Source organism: Streptomyces sp. PsTaAH-137, assembly GCF_003259365.1.
GTDB lineage: Bacteria > Actinomycetota > Actinomycetes > Streptomycetales > Streptomycetaceae > Streptomyces.
In genome coordinates, this window is the sequence record NZ_QLLY01000006.1 from 2,851 (window position 1) to 18,329 (window position 15,479).

Consider the following 15,479-nt stretch of genomic DNA (forward strand, 5'->3'; position numbering starts at 1 on the left):
GGCGCGGGGAACTGCGCGACCGGCCACGACGGTGGCGCGCGTGGGGTACGGCCTGGGGGCGCGGGGAACGGCGCGAGAAGCGGCCACCGGGCCGCACACGAAGAACGACCTGGGGGCGCGGGGAACTGCGCGACTAGCCACGACGGTGGCGCGCGTGGCGAACTGCCTGGGGGCGCGGCGAATGGCGGGAGAGGCGGCCACCGGGCCGCACGCGAAGAACGACCCAGGGGCGCGGGGAACGGCGCGAGAAGTGGCCGCCGGGCCGCGCGCGAAGAACGACCTAGGGGCGCGGGGAACTGCGCGTCGCGGGGCGCGATGTGATCAGCCGCGACCGGAAGCGCGGGCGTAGCGGGCCGGGGGGATGCCCACCACTCGTTTGAAGTGGCGGGTCAGATGGGACTGGTCGTAGAAGCCGACGTCGGCCGCGACCTCCCCGGCGGGCCGCCCGGCAAGAAGGAGCCGCCGGGCACGATCGACCCGCCGGGCCATCAGGTACTGATGCGGAGCGATCCCGTACGCGGCGCTGAACGACCGCACCAGATGCGCCGGATGAGCACCGAGCACCCCCGCCGCCTCCTCCAGAACGACCCCGTCCACCACCCGCGCGTCGAGCAACTGCCGCAACCGGTCCGCCACCCGCCGATCGGGCGCGACCCGCACAGGACCACCGAAAGCCGGCCGCAGCCGCTCCCGCAACCGCTCACCCACAAGAGCCAGCCGCGCCGCCGCCTCCAGCTCGTCCCCGGGACGGACCAGCGCGGTGTGCAGCTGCCCGATCCGGTGCCGCAGAAGTGGATCGACCAGGTCGGGGGAGTCCGCCGCGGCCCCGACCAGCGAGGTGTCGAGGGGGCCGTCGTCCGAGGCGTCCAAGTACAGGACGCGCTTGCGGAAGCCGTCCGGCGTCGCGGCCGAACCGTTGTGCGGGACACCCGGCGGCAGCAGCGAGACGGTGCCGAGCGGGGTGCCGTGCTCGTGCCGGTCCAGGTCGTAGCGGACCGCGCCCTCATCGACGATCAGCAGCGTCCAGGTGTCATGGACGTGCATCGGGTAGGAGTGCCGCGTGAAATGGGCGTGGAAGACCTCCGTGACGCCCTTCACCTCGGGGCGCCACGCGGTGATCCGGTCCGGATCCGGTTCGCGTCCCGCCATGCAAAGAACGTACAAGACGCGAATGCGCCCCGCGCGGGAGTCTCACGGCATGAGCACCGACCACGACACCGCCGCCCCCGTCCGCTTCGACACCAAGATCGCCGTACTGCTCCGGGACGACCTGGAGACCTGGCAGCGGCTGAACGTGACCGCGTTCCTGGTGAGCGGCCTCGGCACCCAGCACCCCGAGGTGATCGGGGAGCCGTACGAGGACGCCGACGCCACCCCGTACCTGCCGATGCTGCGCCAGCCGGTCCTGGTCTTCGAGGGCGGCAAGGAGACGCTGAAGTCGGCGCACGCCAAGGCGCTGCAACGGGGCCTGCCGCGCGCCGTGTTCACCTCGGACCTGTTCACGACGGGCAACGACCGCGACAACCGCGCGGCCGTCCGGGCCGTGTCCACGGACGGCCTCGACCTGGTCGGTATCGCCGTGTACGGGCCGAAGAACGCGGTCGACAAGATCCTGAAGGGCGCCCGTATGCACCCGTGAGCAAGTGCGGCCCCGTACAAAGGCAGGAGCCCCGCTGCCGTGAGGCGCGGGGCTCCTTGGGTACTGCTCTAGGTTCCGGATCAGATCACGCCGGCACCTGCCGGTGTGACCTCAGTGATCGGAAAGGTCACATGGGGGTGACGTTCTCCGCCTGCGGGCCCTTCGGACCCTGCGTGACGTCGAAGCTGACGGCCTGGTTCTCCTCGAGGGAGCGGAAGCCGTTCGCGTTGATCGCCGAGTAGTGGACGAAGACGTCCGGGCCGCCGCCCTCCTGGGCGATGAAGCCGAAGCCCTTTTCAGCGTTGAACCACTTCACGGTTCCGGTAGCCATAAGCCCTCCTATGGGCCAAAGGGTTGCCCTGCTCCAGAACCTGCAAATGCGCTTGCGAACAACTGCAAAAGTCTGAAAACGACGAGAGCCCGCGGTCACATGCTCCGCAGGCTCTGTACTGCAAGGGAAACCAAACTGCAACTTGCGGCGAGCCTAGCACGCAGGCAGCCGAACGCAATAGAGGGCAAGATCACGTCACCCACAGGTTTGACGTGATCCCGATTCGGGTTGACAGAAGCCACCCGAGGGGCCCGAGGCCCGCACCGTATCTCATGGGGTCTAGCCTCGCGATGTGGACAATTCTCCCGAGACTCCCCAGGCCGCGCGGCGCACCCGTCCGCGCGTGGGCCACATCCAGTTCCTGAACTGCATGCCCCTCTACTGGGGGCTGGCCAGGACCGGTTCGCTGCTCGACTTCGAGCTCACGAAGGACACCCCCGAGAAGCTCAGCGAGCGGCTGGTGCAGGGCGCTCTGGACATCGGTCCGATCACCCTCGTCGAATTCCTCAAGGCCGCCGACGACCTGGTGGCCTTCCCCGATCTGGCCGTCGGCTGCGACGGCCCCGTCATGTCCTGCGTGATCGTGTCGCAGGTGCCCCTCGACCAGCTGGACGGCCGCCGGGTCGCCCTCGGCTCGACGTCCCGTACGTCGGTCCGGCTCGCACAGCTCCTGCTCGCCGAGCGCATCGGTGTGTCGCCCGACTACTACACGTGCCCGCCGGACCTCGGCCTGATGATGCAGGACGCCGACGCCGCCGTCCTCATCGGTGACGCCGCGCTCCGCGCCAACCTGCACGACGCGCCGCGGCTCGGGCTCCAGGTGCACGACCTGGGCGCCATGTGGAAGGAGTGGACGGGGCTGCCGTTCGTCTTCGCCGTGTGGGCCGCCCGCCGCGACTACGTGGAGCGGGAGCCGGCGATCACCCGCCAGGTGCACGAGGCGTTCCTCGCCTCGCGCGACCTCTCCCTCGACGAGGTCACCAAGGTCGCCGAGCAGGCGGCCCGCTGGGAGGCCTTCGACGAGGCGGTCCTGGAGGAGTACTTCACGACCCTCGACTTCCGCTTCGGTCCCGCACAGCTGGAAGGCGTCACGGAGTTCGCGCGCCGGGTCGGGGAGACCACCGGATTTCCCGCCGATGTGAAGGTCGAACTTCTCGGACGATGAGAGAACGGGACATTCGCCGGAATTCAACGATGAGCCCCACGTGGAATTCCGGTGAACACCGTCCTATTTCTCTGGGGCCGATGTGAAATCGGGCTAAGCCGAACGCCGTATGAGCCGTGCGGTGAAGGGCCTACGCTGCTGGGGAGCGTGCCGTCTCAGGACCCGGGGGAGGTTCTTCGCATGCAGCCCCTACAGGCCGACGAGCCGACGACGGTCGGTCCCTACCGCCTCCTGGGCCGGCTCGGGGCCGGCGGGATGGGCCGGGTGTACCTGGGCCGCAGCGCGGGCGGCCGGACCGTCGCCGTCAAGATCGTCCACCCGCACTTCGCGCTCGACGACGAGTTCCGGGCACGGTTCCGGCGCGAGGTGGCCGCGGCCCGGCGGGTCGGCGGCGCCTGGACCGCGGCGGTGCTCGACGCCGACCCCGAGGCGCCCGTGCCGTGGGTGGCCACCGGATACGTCGCCGGGCCCGCTCTCGCGCAGGCGGCCGGTCCCGGCCGGGCGCTGCCCGAGCACTCCGTACGGGTCCTGGGCGCCGGGCTCGCCGAGGCGCTGGCGGCCGTGCACGGCCTGGGCCTCGTCCACCGCGACGTGAAGCCCGGCAACGTCCTCCTCACCGTCGACGGCCCGCGCCTCATCGACTTCGGCATAGCGCGGGCCACCGACGGCACCGCCTCCCTCACCTCCACCGGCGTCTCCATCGGCTCGCCCGGCTACATGGCGCCCGAGCAGATCCTCGGCAAGGGCGTCACCGGCGCCTCCGACGTCTTCTCGCTGGGCGCGGTCCTGGTGTACGCGGCGACGGGGGAGTCCCCCTTCCCCGGCGACTCCTCGGCCGCGCTGCTCTACAAGGTCGTCCACGAGGAGCCCGAACTGGGCGCGCTGAGAGGTGAGTTGCGGGACGTCGTCGCCGGGTGCCTGGCGAAGTCGGCCGCCGACCGGCCCGGACCCGACGAGGTGGCCCGCCGCCTGGCGCCCGAGGGCGCGGCGGCACTGGTCGCGGCGGGCTGGCTGCCGGGGGCGCTGGTCGAGCAGGTGATGCGGGGGGCCGCGCGGCTCCTCGACATGGAGGGCGCGGACCCGGCCACGGGGCCGGTCGGCTTCAGCAGCCCGGCCGTCACCGGTGGCGCGCCGGGCGTCTTCGGGCCGCCCGACCCGTCGTACGCGGCCGTGCCGCTGCCGCGCGGCGAGGCCACGGTGGGGGACGCGGCCAAGGGCGGGCCGGCGGACGCCAGGCCCGGGCGGCTGTCGATGTCCGTGTCGGCGACCTCGACCCCGGCGACGGCGAACGGGCGTGGCCGCAAGGTCAGTTGCTCGGTCGCGCTGGCCGTCGCGGGAGCCCTGGCCGCGGTCACGGTGGGCGGGATCCTGGTCGTGAACATGCTGCCGGGCTCCAGGAACGACGCGTCGGGCGGTGCGGCGGACGGCGCCCACCCCACGGCCTCGGCCCAGCCCTCGGTCTCCGCCTCGGCATCGTCGCCGCAGCCCTCCGGCACCGTCCCCTCCTTCTACCTCGGCACCTGGGAGGGGAAGGCCACGGTGCTGGGCATCCAGGCCGACACCTACCGCGTGGAGCTGAAGCAGACGCGCGTCGGCGGCCGGCTCGGCACCGTCACCTCGACCGACCTGACGGGCAACCGCTGCGTCGACGAACTGACCCTGAGATCCGCCACCGCGACCGAGGTCGTGGCCAGCGGCAAGAAGATCTCCGGCGACGCCTTCAAGTGCGCCGACGGCTCCAGCACCGTGCACCTCTCCCGCGACGGCGCGGGCCTGCGCTACACCTCCGAGTACCCGAAGGCGGGCAACCCGACGGCGGACCTGAAGCGAGTGGGCCGGTGACCGACCCGCTGGTCCTCGTCGCCACCCTGTGGGGCGCCGTCACCGGGCTGCTCCTGCCGCGCGCCGCGTACCGCCTCTCCGTCGAGCCGGACGAACCCTGGCGCCCGGCCCGCGGCTGGCTCGGCGTCCGGCCCGGTCCGCCCGCCGCGCTCCTGGCCGCCGTCACCGCCGTCGCCTGCGCGCTGCTCGCCGCCGCCACGGACACCCGCCCCGAGCTGGCCGTCTGGCTGCTGCTCGCGCCGCCCGCCGTGCTCCTCGCCACCGTCGACCTGGCCGTGCACCGGCTGCCCGACGTGCTGACCCTGCCGCTCGCGGGCGCGGCCCTGCTCGCGCTCGGCGCCGCCGCGCTGCTGCCGGAGCCCGGCGGGTCGTGGCGCGGGGCGGTGCTGGGGGCGCTCGGCCTGGGCGCCTGGTACCTGCTGCTGCACCTGATCAACTCCCGGGGCATGGGCTTCGGCGACGTGAAACTGGCCGTCGGCCTCGGGGCGGCGCTCGGCTGGTACGGGCTCGGGGTGCTGTTCATCGGCGCGTTCGCGGGCGTGCTGCTCAACGGCCTGTACGCGCTCGCCCTCGTCGCCGCCCGGCGGGCGGACCGCAAGACGCTGATCCCGTTCGGCCCGTTCATGATCCTCGGGGCGTTCGCGGGGGTTCTGCTGGGCGCTCTGGCGGCCTGACGTACGCTGAGAATTCAGCTCTACTCCTCTGAAAGGGGCCCGCACGGTGACCGAGAAGGCCGCACTGCAGTCCGTCCTCGACCGTGCCGCCGCCGGCGGGCGCATCACCCCGGAAGAGGCCGTCGCCCTGTACCGCGACGCCCCGCTGCACGCCCTGGGCGCCGCCGCCGACGCGATCCGCCGCCGCAAGTACGCGGGCATCGAGCACATCGCCACGTACATCATCGAGCGGAACATCAACTACACGAACGTGTGCGTCACGGCGTGCAAGTTCTGCGCCTTCTACGCGGCCCCGAAGGACACCAAGAAGGGCTGGACCCGCGACCTCGACGACATCCTGCGCCGCTGCGCGGAGACGATCGAGCTGGGCGGCACCCAGATCATGTTCCAGGGCGGCCACCACCCGGACTACGGCGTGGAGTACTACGAGGAGCACTTCTCCGCGATCAAGAAGGCGTACCCCGAGCTGGTCATCCACAGCCTGGGCGCCTCCGAGGTCGAGCACATGGCCCGCATCTCCAAGGTGTCGGTCGAGGAAGCGATCCAGCGGATCCACACCGCGGGGCTCGACTCCTTCGCCGGGGCCGGCGCCGAGCTGCTCCCGGAGCGCCCGCGCAAGGCCATCGCCCCGCTGAAGGAGTCCGGCGAGCGCTGGCTGGAGATCATGGAGACCGCCCACAACCTGGGCGTCGAGTCGACCTCCACCATGCTGATGGGCACCGGCGAGACCAACGCCGAGCGCATCGAGCACCTCCGCATGATCCGCGACGTGCAGGACCGGACGGGCGGCTTCCGCGCCTTCATCCCGTACACGTACCAGCCCGAGAACAACCACCTCAAGGGCCGCACGCAGGCCACGCTCTTCGAGTACCTGCGCATGATCGCGATCGCCCGGATCTTCCTGGACAACGTCCAGCACATCCAGGGCTCCTGGCTGACCACCGGCAAGGAGGTCGGCCAGCTCTCCCTGCACTACGGCGCCGACGACCTCGGCTCGATCATGCTGGAGGAGAACGTCGTCTCCTCGGCCGGTGCCAAGCACCGCTCGAACCGCATGGAGATCATCGACCTGATCCGCAAGGCGGGCCGCGTCCCGGCGCAGCGCGCCACCACGTACGAGCACCTCGTCGTGCACGACGACCCGGCGAACGACCCCGTCGACGACCGGGCCTCCTCGCACATCTCGTCCATCGCGATCGAGGGCGGCACGGCGCACCCCGAGCTCAAGCTCGTCTCCACCAACTAGTGCTGACCCTGCACACCGTCGACGACGGGTCGTCCGTCGTCGTCGAGGGCGACCGGATCGCCGCCGTCGGGTCGTACGAGGACGTGGCCGCCGCGTATCCGGGGGCCCGGGTGCGGCGGTGGCCCGGGATCCTCACTCCCGGGCTCCTGAATCCGTACGGCCCGGAGATCCTGGAGCACACGTACCACCCCGATCCGCGCGAGGCCGACACGTACGGCACCGTGCCGATCGGCGGGGCTCGGGCGCGGGAGATCTTCCGCGCCGATCCTTCGCTTCTCGGGGCCAGTGCGCGGCGGGGGGTGCAGCGGTTGTTCGCGCACGGGACGGTTGCCGTCGCCGGTGAGCTGCGCTCCAAGGCCGTCCTCGAGGTGGCCCGGCGCTCGGGACTCGCCTTCGCGGCCCGCCCCGACCGCCTCCCCGGTCCCGTCTCCCTCTCCCCGAAGCCGCTCGTCCTCCTCCCGGCCCTCACACCGGGCGCCCCCGCCCGCTTCGCCGTCTTCAACGTCCCGACCCGCCCCGACCTGGTCACCCACGGCGCGTCCACCTGCGTGGCAACGGTGATCGAGGGCCGCCTGGTCTTCCGGGCCCGCTGAAGCCGGCGGCCGGTCGTTCGTCCGCGGCCCGGTGGCCGCTTCTCGCGCAGTTCCCCGCGCCCCTGGGCGAGCGGAGCTCGTTTCAGGGGCGCGGGGAACTGCGCGACCAGCCACGACGGTGGCGCGCGTGAAGAACTGCCCAGGGGCGCGGGGAACCGCGCGGCCGGCCCCACCTACGCGCGGCCGACGGCGTACCCCCTGACACAATGGCCGGGTGACCCGTGCATCCCTGGACAAGCAGCCCCGCGAAGTCGCCTCGATGTTCGACGACGTGGCGGAGAAGTACGACCTCACGAACGACGTGCTGTCCCTGGGACAGGCACGGCTGTGGCGGAAGGAGGTCGCGAAGGCGGTGGACGCCCGCCCTGCGCAGAAGGTCCTCGACCTGGCCGCCGGCACGGCGACGTCCTCCCAGCCCTTCGTCCAGGCCGGCGCCTACGTCGTCCCCTGCGACTTCTCGCTCGGCATGCTCCGGGTCGGCAAGCAGCGCCACCCCTGGATGCCGTTCACGGCCGGGGACGGCACGAAACTGCCGTTCAAGGACGACACGTTCGACGCCGTCACCATCTCCTTCGGCCTGCGCAACATCCAGGACACGGACCAGGCGCTGCGCGAGCTGTACCGGGTCACGAAGCCCGGCGGCCGCGTCGTGATCTGCGAGTTCAGCCACCCCACGGCGGCCCCGTTCCGCACGGTCTACACCGAGTACCTGATGCGCGCCCTGCCGCCCGTCGCTCGCGCCGTCTCCTCGAACCCGGACGCGTACGTGTACCTGGCGGAGTCCATCCGCGCCTGGCCGACCCAGCCGGAGCTGGCCGTCCGCCTCCAGGGCGCCGGCTGGCAGAAGGTCGCCTGGCGCAACCTCACGGGCGGCATCGTCGCCCTGCACCGCGGCACCAAGCAGACATTGGATCTGTAACGGTTCAACCTCACTGATTTCGCAGGGCGTTGAAGGGAACCGGCGCGGCGGGAAGATATGTCCGTTGAATGCGTGGTGACGCCTCGTGACGGGGCGGCACCTGTGCGTCCACGGATCGGAGCGCCCCATGACGTCGTTCTGCCCGCATTGTGGAGCCGAGGCTCCGACTGAGGGCCGCTTCTGCATGAGATGCGGGAAGGAGCGCTCACCGCAGTTCCCGCCCCCGGCGACCCCGACGGCCCTGGACCAGCCCCTGCCCCCGGTCCCGGCCACCCCGCCGCCCTCGGCCCCGCCCCCGTCGGCCCCGCCACCCCCGCCCGGCCCTCCGGCGCCCGCCGGCCCGTCGCCGGTCGGTGCCTTCTTCGGGCGGGCCTTCCGCGGTGACTGGGCCGGTGCGGCGCAGGCCGCGCTGTGGCCCGTGGGGCTGCTGCTCGTCGGAGCCGTGGCGCTCGCCGTCCCCGGCTACGGCCAGAACGCGGACGCCGATGACTTCGTCGGCTTCGGCGACCGGCTGCGGCTCGCGCTGACCGTCCTGATGCACGGCCTCGGCGGCACCTTCCGGGCGACCGCGTCCGGCGGCGACAGCGGCTCTTCGCTGTTCGACAGCTCCACCGGCACATCGGCGGGCGCGATCGACCTCTTCATGCCGCCGCTGCTCGTCCCCGTGCTGTGGTGCACGGCCCTGCTGATCGGCGTACGGATGCTGCGGACGCGCCTGCTCCTTGCGCCGCCGTCGCCCGAGCGCACCCTGGGCCTGGAGACCGCCGTCCGGGTCGGGCTGCTCGCGATGGGCGGCACGGTCGTGCTCGCGCTGTTCGGGCAGCCGACGATCCAGCAGGTGGAGTTCCACAGCGCCCCGTTCCTGGTGGCGCTCTGCACGCTGGCGCTCGGCGCCGTCGTCACCGTCGCCGTGTTCCAGCGGGCCGACATCGCGCAGTGGCTCGCCGTGCGCCCCGGTGTCGCCGCCGCGGGCCGCGCCTTCGGGTCCGCGGTGCGGGCCATGGCCTGGGTGCTGCCGCTGGTGCTCATCGCGGGCTTCGTCGTCGGCATCGTCGCCGACGACGGCCGGGACGGCGGCGACGTCGACAGCGCCACCGGCGGCAGCGTCGCCGCGGGCATCGTGCTGCTCGCGCTGTATCTGCCGAACCTCGCGGTGACCGGCCTCGGCTTCGTGTGGGGCGCGCCCGTCGAGGCCGATCTGCGCGGCTCGGGCTTCGGCGGGAGCCAGTACGAGCACGACAGTTACGGACTCGGGCGGCTCGGCGACGACGTCAACAGCGGTGCGGTCGTCGGAGTACTGGCGTTCGGGCTTGTGCTCGCGCTGCTGGTCGGCGTGCTCATCGCCCGGCGCGCGCGGGACCGGCGCGAGCTGTATCTCGGCGGCGGCTTCTTCTACGCGCTGCTGCTCGTCCTGGGAGCGGTCAGCGGGTTCTCGATGGAGACCTCGGGCGGCCTCACCGGCGAACTCTCCTTCGGGGGCACCGGCGAGGGCGGCCTGGACCTGCCGCAACTGCTGCTGTTCGGGCTGCTGTGGGTCGGCGGCGGGGTCGTCGTCGCGCCGTACCTGCTGCGGCTCGGCGCGGCACAGGCCCCCGCCGCCTCGCACCAACCGCCGCCCCCGGCCGAGGACTTCGCCGACGCGCCCACCCGGACCGGCTCCGTGCTGCCCCCGCCGCCGCAGGGCCCGCCGACCCCGCCGCCCGGCGTGTACGGCGTCCTCTTCGCCGCTCCTCCGCCCCACCCGCAGGAACCCGACCGGCGCCTCGGCGTCTGGATCGGCACCCTCCTCGGCGCCCTCGTCATCGGCGGCGGCGCCGCGGCCGGCGTCCTGCTGCTCCGGGACGACGGCAACGGCGCCGCGGACGACGCCAGGGACAACGCACCCGTCGCCGTGGAGACCGCACAGACCGACGGCACCGGGGCCGCGACCCAGCAGCCGACCCCCTCGCCCCCGCCCACCACGAACCAGGACACCGCCGTCCCCTCGGCGACCCCCGGGATCCCCGCGGGCTACCGCCGGGTCGTCGACCCGAAGGGCTTCGCCTTCGCCGTGCCCGAGTCCTGGAGCCGGACCGGCGTCAAGAACAACAGCCAGATCACCTACGCGGGCGGCGGCACCGGCCCGGAGAAGTACCTCGTCGGAGTGATCCCGATGGCGCCCTACACCTCGTACGAGAACCTCCAGAACCTGGAGAAGCACGCCGTGGACGACCCGAAGAAGTCGGGCTACCGGCGGATCAGGCTGGAGCCGAACACCTTCCAGGGGCGGCCGGGCGCCCTGTGGGAGTACACGTACGAGGACGAGAGCGGGCGGACCGTCCACGGCATCGACCAGTCGTACATCGCCGCCGACGGCACCGAGTACGCCATCTTCCTCACCGGCTCGGACGCCGGCTGGGCCGCGCTCCAGGAGACGTACCGGATCGGGCTCGACTCCTGGGGGCTCACCGACACGAAGTGAACGGCAACGGCGCGGCGGGCTCGCCCAGTTCGCGGCGCATGCCACCGCCCCGCGGACCGGGACCGCGGGGCTCGCGCACCCCGGCGCCCCCGCCGCCCTCGCCCTCCCCGAAGTCGAACCAGACCGTGACGGCGGCGTCCCGGGGGATCTCCACGCCGGGCGGCGGGTACTGGCGCACCACATGGTCCACGGCGGCCTCGGCGAGCGCGGGACGGTCCGCGGGCACCAGCCGCAGACCGTACGCGAGCGCCGTGGCCTGCGCGTCGACCGCCATCAGGCCGACGAGCGTGGGCACATGCACGTCCGGCGGGTCGGGTGTGCTGGGCGTTTCGGGCGTCTCGGGCGTCTTCGGCACAGATGTCACCCCCAGGCGGTACCGGAAGGGTAGACCGCGCCACCGACGCCCGGAAGGCCGCGGGCGGACGCCCTACAGCACCAGCCGGAAGCAGTGCCCCTGACGGCCCGTCGGCGTCACGAACGTCTCGGTCCGCTCCATGCCGAGGCGCCGGGTCACCGCGATCGAGCGCGTGTTGAGGGCGTCGACCATCGCGACGACGCTCTCGACGCCCGCCGCGCGCAGCCGGTCGACCGTGGTGAGCGCCGCCGCGGTCGCGTAGCCCTTGCCCCAGTACGCGCGCCCGAGCCGCCAGCCGATCTCGATCTCGCCGACCGGGCCCCAGGCGTGCCGCCACGGCTGGGCCCCGGCGAAGCCCATCACCTCGCCCTCCCCGTTCACCAGGGACCACAGGCAGTAGCCCAGTTCGGCGTCGTGCATGCGCTGGCGGGCCGTCGCCTCGTGGTGCACCGACAGCTCGGCGGCGGCGGCCCGGCCGCCGAGGAACTCCATGACGTCCGGGTCGTCGAACACCCGGTGCCAGGCGAAGGCGTCCTCATGGGTGGGGACGCGCAGATCCACGGCGGGAAGAGTTCGGGTCATGGGCTGGCCCTTCGGGTGAGTGATCGATACCGCTGAATAGACTGCCCATGTCCGTGCCCCGCGGCACACCGTTTTCGAACCTGGGGAGAACCCGCCGTGACCGAACAGTCCAAGCCCCTCACCGAGAACACCGCGGACGTCATCGTGGTCGGCGCGGGACCCGCCGGTTCGACGACCGCCTACTACCTCGCCAAGGCGGGCCTGGACGTCCTGCTCCTGGAGAAGACGGAGTTCCCGCGCGAGAAGGTGTGCGGCGACGGCCTGACCCCGCGCGCCACCAAGCAGCTCGTCTCCATGGGCATCGACATCTCCGAGGAAGCGGGCTGGCTGCGCAACAAGGGGCTGCGCATCATCGGCGGCGGCGTCCGCCTCCAGCTGGACTGGCCGGACCTCGCCTCGTACCCGGACTACGGACTCGTCCGCAAGCGTGACGACTTCGACGAGCAGCTCGCGCGACAGGCGCAGAAGGCGGGCGCACGCCTGTACGAGCAGTGCAACGTCGGCGCCCCGATCATCGACGACCGCACCGGCCGCATCACGGGCGTGCACGCCAAGCTCGGCGACGAGAAGCGCGAGGTCACCTTCCACGCCCCGCTGGTCGTGGCGGCCGACGGCAACTCGACCCGGCTGTCCCTGGCGATGGGCCTGCACCGCCGCGAGGACCGCCCGATGGGCGTCGCCGTCCGTACGTACTTCACGTCGCCGCGCCACGACGACGACTACCTGGAGTCCTGGCTGGAGCTGTGGGACAAGCGCGGGCCCGGCGAGGACCGGCTGCTGCCCGGCTACGGCTGGATCTTCGGCATGGGCGACGGCACGTCCAACGTCGGCCTGGGCATCCTCAACTCCTCCAAGGCGTTCCGCGAGCTGGACTGGCGCGAGGTGCTGAAGGCCTGGTGCGCGTCGATGCCGGAGGACTGGGGCTACACGCCGGAGAACATGACGATGCCGATCCGCGGCGCCGCCCTCCCGATGGCCTTCAACCGCCAGCCGCACTACACCAAGGGCCTGCTCCTGGTCGGCGACGCGGGCGGCCTGGTCAACCCGTTCAACGGCGAGGGCATCGCGTACGCCATGGAATCGGGGCAGATCGCCGCGGACGTCATCGTGCAGGCCCACGCCCGCCCGACCGACACCAGCCGCGAACTCGCCCTCCAGCGCTACCCGCAGATCCTCAAGGACACCTACGGCGGCTACTACACGCTGGGCCGCGCCTTCGTGAAGATGATCGGCAACCCGAAGGTCATGAAGATCGCGACGCAGCGCGGCCTGACCCACCCGGTCCTGATGAAGTTCACCCTGAAGATGCTGGCCAACCTCACCGACCCGACGGGCGGCGACGCGATGGACCGGATCATCAACGGGCTGAGCAAGGTCGCGCCGAAGGCCTGACCCGGCCCGATTCCGGACCGCCTGATTCCGGGCCGCCCGATTCCGGCCGGCCCGGTTTTGCCCGGTCAGGAGGCTCGGGGCACGCTGGACGCATGATTTTCATCGCTGTGAAGTTCACCGTCCGCCCCGAGCACACCGACTCCTGGCTGGAGAAGACCGCCGCGTTCACCGCCGCGACCCGCGCCGAGGAGGGCAACCTCTTCTTCGACTGGTCGCGCAGTGTCGAGGACCCGAACCAGTTCGTCCTGGTCGAGGGCTTCCGGGACGGCGACGCGGGCGCCGCCCACGTCGGCTCCGACCACTTCAAGGCCGGCCTCGACGCCATGGCCCCGCTGATCGCGAGCACCCCCGAGATCATCAACGCCGAGATCCCGAACGAGGGTTGGGGCCCGATGGGGGAGCTGACGCCGCAGGCGTGACGCCTCGCGCGCGGAGTTGTTCGTGATGCTCCTGTGACGCTCCTGTGGGCAACGATCGCCCCGGGTGAGTGGTCGGAGGGGGTGAGCCGGTGTGCGGCTCACCCCCTGCGACCTTCACGAGAGAGCGTTGATGAGACGTCACATCCGCCGGGCCGGCTCCCGCGCCGCCCTCGGCCTCGCCGCCGCCGCGGCGCTCACCTGCGGCTTCGGTGCCGCCGCACCCGCCGTCGCCGCCGATGACGCCCCGCTCGCGGTCGCCATCACCGGCGAGAACCACGTCGACCTCTCCCTCACCGGGGACAACGGCGAACCGTCCGAGCCCCAGGTCACCCTGCGCCTGGCCGCCCCGGGCAGCGACGAGCCGGGCGACGACGGAGTCATCCCCGTCGTCCACCACGGCGAGTACAAGATCAAGATCGATGCGTCCGGGCTCAAGGGCGTTGCCGCGGTGAAGCTGCCCTGCGCGGCCGACGGCCTGACCGCCGAGTGCTCGGGCTCCGAGATCAACGCCGGTTCGGACTACAACCGGCTCGGCGGCATCCGGCTCGACGTCAACAGCGAGAGCGCGGCGGGGGACTTCGGCTCCATCAGGATCACCGGCGAGGGCGCGGGCGTCACCTTCGCCCCGCTGACCATCGACGTGCTGGTGGGCGGCCCCGAGTTCAAGAACCGCAAGCTGAGCGAGCCCCGGGGCTTCGAGGCGGGCGACGTGTACGACGCCCCGGTCGGCTTCCGCAACGAGGGCGGCATGGCGGGCGACGGCGCGGTCCTGCGCTTCCACGGCTCGCGCGGCCTGAGCTTCCTCGACAGCTACGGCAACTGCGCGTACAAGAAGACCACCGACGGCCCCCTGCTGCACCAGGGCGTGGACGCGATCTGCACCGTCCCGGGCACCTTCGAGGCGGGCACCGCCTACACCGTCGCCGAACCGCTGAAGGTCCGTACGGCCGATTTCGCCCTCGCCGACATCTTCAGCTACGGCTTCTCCGCGGTCTCCCCGGCCAAGGCGAAGGCGCTGCTCACCGAGGACGGCTACACGCCGGGCACCGGCGGCTCGCTCACCCTGAAGGAGCTCCCGGGCGCCTCGGCCGCCGACTACACGCGCTACGCCGAGCTGGACCTGCCCACCTCCAACACCTACGACCTGGTGCTGACCGGCGCCTCGGCGAAGGGCAAGGCGGGCGACACGGTCAAGGCGGACATCGGCTTCCGCAACGACGGCCCCGGCTGGATCAGCGCGCTGCGCTCCGGCGGCGAGTCCATCGGCTTCACGGTGGCGGTGCCCAAGGGCGCCACGGTCACCAAGGCCCCGGACCGCTGCAACTTCACCACGATCGACGAGGGGGTGAAGGGCTATCTGTGCTGGGTCTCCACGCCCCTGCTGGAGGACGCGAAGCTGACCTTCCCCTTCGAGCTGCGGATCGACAAGGTCGTGAAGAACGCCAAGGGCAAGGTGGCGCTCCCGTCCTGGGACAACCCGAGCGAGCCCGAGCAGTCCAACAACACCGCCTGGATCGTGCTCAACGGCACCGGCGACGGGCAGGGCGCCGGCGGCGCCACGGACGGCGGCTCCTCCGCGAGCCCGTCGCCGAGCGCGAGTGACGGAAGTTCGTCCGGTTCGTCTGGTTCATCCGGTACGTCGGGTGATTCCGGCTCGTCCGCCGGGAGTTCGGGGGAGCAGGGCTCGGGCGGCGGGCTCGCGCTGACCGGTTCGGGCGGCGTGCTGCTCATCGGCGGCATCGCCGTCGTCGTCCTGGGCGCGGGCGCCGCGGCCGTCATCGCCGCGCGCCGCCGCAGGACCGTCTGACAGCGGGCGTTCAGGCGCTCGTGAGAGCGCGCACAAAGGCCGCCGCACCCCGGG

At 72.2% G+C, this 15,479-nt stretch carries 15 protein-coding genes; 11 read left to right on the forward strand and 4 right to left on the reverse strand.

Translation table 11 applies throughout. From position 1 onward, the window contains the following. Positions 1-321 precede the first annotated feature (321 nt). On the reverse strand, positions 322-1,149 hold the full coding sequence (locus K377_RS14445; protein ID WP_111663746.1) for an AraC family transcriptional regulator: 828 nt from the start codon (positions 1,147-1,149) through the stop codon (positions 322-324). Positions 1,150-1,198: 49 nt separating this feature from the next. Here K377_RS14445 and K377_RS14450 point away from each other — a divergent pair, with 49 nt between their 5' ends. Then, positions 1,199-1,639, forward strand: coding sequence for a DUF2000 domain-containing protein (locus K377_RS14450; RefSeq protein ID WP_111663747.1), 441 nt, complete (start codon positions 1,199-1,201; stop codon positions 1,637-1,639). A gap of 127 nt (positions 1,640-1,766) precedes the next feature. Here the strand turns inward: K377_RS14450 and K377_RS14455 are convergent, their stop codons facing one another. After that, a complete protein-coding gene (locus K377_RS14455; protein ID WP_006138897.1) occupies positions 1,767-1,970 on the reverse strand; it encodes a cold-shock protein in 204 nt (67 codons plus the stop codon). A gap of 292 nt (positions 1,971-2,262) precedes the next feature. Here K377_RS14455 and K377_RS14460 point away from each other — a divergent pair, with 292 nt between their 5' ends. The 7 genes from K377_RS14460 (at position 2,263) to K377_RS14490 (ending at position 10,870) form a co-directional block, all read left to right on the forward strand. Continuing rightward, complete coding sequence (locus K377_RS14460; RefSeq protein WP_111663748.1) at positions 2,263-3,135, forward strand: menaquinone biosynthetic enzyme MqnA/MqnD family protein; 873 nt, start codon at positions 2,263-2,265, stop codon at positions 3,133-3,135. A 180-nt stretch (positions 3,136-3,315) separates the two neighbouring features. Then, complete coding sequence (locus tag K377_RS14465; RefSeq protein WP_111663749.1) at positions 3,316-4,977, forward strand: serine/threonine-protein kinase; 1,662 nt, start codon at positions 3,316-3,318, stop codon at positions 4,975-4,977. Then, the gene (locus K377_RS14470; RefSeq protein ID WP_111663750.1) at positions 4,974-5,651 is read left to right on the forward strand and encodes an A24 family peptidase; all 678 of its coding nucleotides are present in this window, start codon (positions 4,974-4,976) and stop codon (positions 5,649-5,651) included. The genes K377_RS14465 and K377_RS14470 overlap by 4 nt, the downstream gene beginning before the upstream one ends. Before the next feature lie 46 nt (positions 5,652-5,697). Beyond that, a complete protein-coding gene (gene mqnC / locus K377_RS14475) occupies positions 5,698-6,897 on the forward strand; it encodes a cyclic dehypoxanthinyl futalosine synthase (protein WP_111663751.1) in 1,200 nt (399 codons plus the stop codon). Continuing rightward, positions 6,897-7,490 carry a hypothetical protein gene (locus tag K377_RS14480; protein WP_111663752.1) on the forward strand — a complete coding sequence of 198 codons (594 nt, stop codon included), beginning with the start codon at positions 6,897-6,899 and terminating at the stop codon, positions 7,488-7,490. Before mqnC ends, K377_RS14480 begins: the two co-directional genes overlap by 1 nt. 214 nt (positions 7,491-7,704) lie before the next feature. Continuing rightward, the gene (locus K377_RS14485) at positions 7,705-8,409 is read left to right on the forward strand and encodes a demethylmenaquinone methyltransferase (RefSeq protein WP_111663753.1); all 705 of its coding nucleotides are present in this window, start codon (positions 7,705-7,707) and stop codon (positions 8,407-8,409) included. A 184-nt stretch (positions 8,410-8,593) separates the two neighbouring features. Then, a complete protein-coding gene (locus tag K377_RS14490) occupies positions 8,594-10,870 on the forward strand; it encodes a DUF3488 domain-containing protein (RefSeq protein WP_181512570.1) in 2,277 nt (758 codons plus the stop codon). On the opposite strand, the gene K377_RS14495 is transcribed toward K377_RS14490, so the two are convergent. Further along, entirely contained in the window at positions 10,854-11,144 is a 291-nt protein-coding gene (locus K377_RS14495) for a PASTA domain-containing protein (RefSeq protein ID WP_237551340.1), read from the reverse strand. The two genes, K377_RS14490 and K377_RS14495, sit on opposite strands and share 17 nt — an antisense overlap. Before the next feature lie 153 nt (positions 11,145-11,297). Further along, entirely contained in the window at positions 11,298-11,807 is a 510-nt protein-coding gene (locus K377_RS14500) for a GNAT family N-acetyltransferase (RefSeq protein WP_111663755.1), read from the reverse strand. A 96-nt stretch (positions 11,808-11,903) separates the two neighbouring features. Here K377_RS14500 and K377_RS14505 point away from each other — a divergent pair, with 96 nt between their 5' ends. From K377_RS14505 to K377_RS14515, 3 genes are all read left to right on the forward strand, one after another. After that, a complete protein-coding gene (locus K377_RS14505) occupies positions 11,904-13,199 on the forward strand; it encodes a geranylgeranyl reductase family protein (RefSeq protein WP_111663756.1) in 1,296 nt (431 codons plus the stop codon). 92 nt (positions 13,200-13,291) lie between these two features. Then, positions 13,292-13,618 (forward strand): putative quinol monooxygenase, encoded by a 327-nt coding sequence (locus K377_RS14510; RefSeq protein ID WP_111663757.1) that lies wholly within the window; start codon positions 13,292-13,294, stop codon positions 13,616-13,618. Positions 13,619-13,748: 130 nt separating this feature from the next. Further along, positions 13,749-15,425, forward strand: a complete 1,677-nt coding sequence (locus tag K377_RS14515) for a hypothetical protein (RefSeq protein WP_181512571.1) — start codon at positions 13,749-13,751, stop codon at positions 15,423-15,425. The last annotated feature ends 54 nt before the right edge of the window (positions 15,426-15,479 follow it).

What these genes read in the sequence shown, in the direction of transcription:
- K377_RS14465 (WP_111663749.1), top strand. Translation starts at nt 3,316, where the DNA reads ATGCAGCCCCTACAGGCCGACGAGCCGACGACGGTCGGTCCCTACCGC.
- K377_RS14495 (WP_237551340.1), bottom strand. Translation starts at nt 11,144, where the DNA reads ATGGCGGTCGACGCGCAGGCCACGGCGCTCGCGTACGGTCTGCGGCTG.
- K377_RS14510 (WP_111663757.1), top strand. Translation starts at nt 13,292, where the DNA reads ATGATTTTCATCGCTGTGAAGTTCACCGTCCGCCCCGAGCACACCGAC.
- K377_RS14455 (WP_006138897.1), bottom strand. Translation starts at nt 1,970, where the DNA reads ATGGCTACCGGAACCGTGAAGTGGTTCAACGCTGAAAAGGGCTTCGGC.
- K377_RS14515 (WP_181512571.1), top strand. Translation starts at nt 13,749, where the DNA reads ATGAGACGTCACATCCGCCGGGCCGGCTCCCGCGCCGCCCTCGGCCTC.
- K377_RS14450 (WP_111663747.1), top strand. Translation starts at nt 1,199, where the DNA reads ATGAGCACCGACCACGACACCGCCGCCCCCGTCCGCTTCGACACCAAG.
- K377_RS14500 (WP_111663755.1), bottom strand. Translation starts at nt 11,807, where the DNA reads ATGACCCGAACTCTTCCCGCCGTGGATCTGCGCGTCCCCACCCATGAG.
- K377_RS14490 (WP_181512570.1), top strand. Translation starts at nt 8,594, where the DNA reads ATGAGATGCGGGAAGGAGCGCTCACCGCAGTTCCCGCCCCCGGCGACC.
- K377_RS14445 (WP_111663746.1), bottom strand. Translation starts at nt 1,149, where the DNA reads ATGGCGGGACGCGAACCGGATCCGGACCGGATCACCGCGTGGCGCCCC.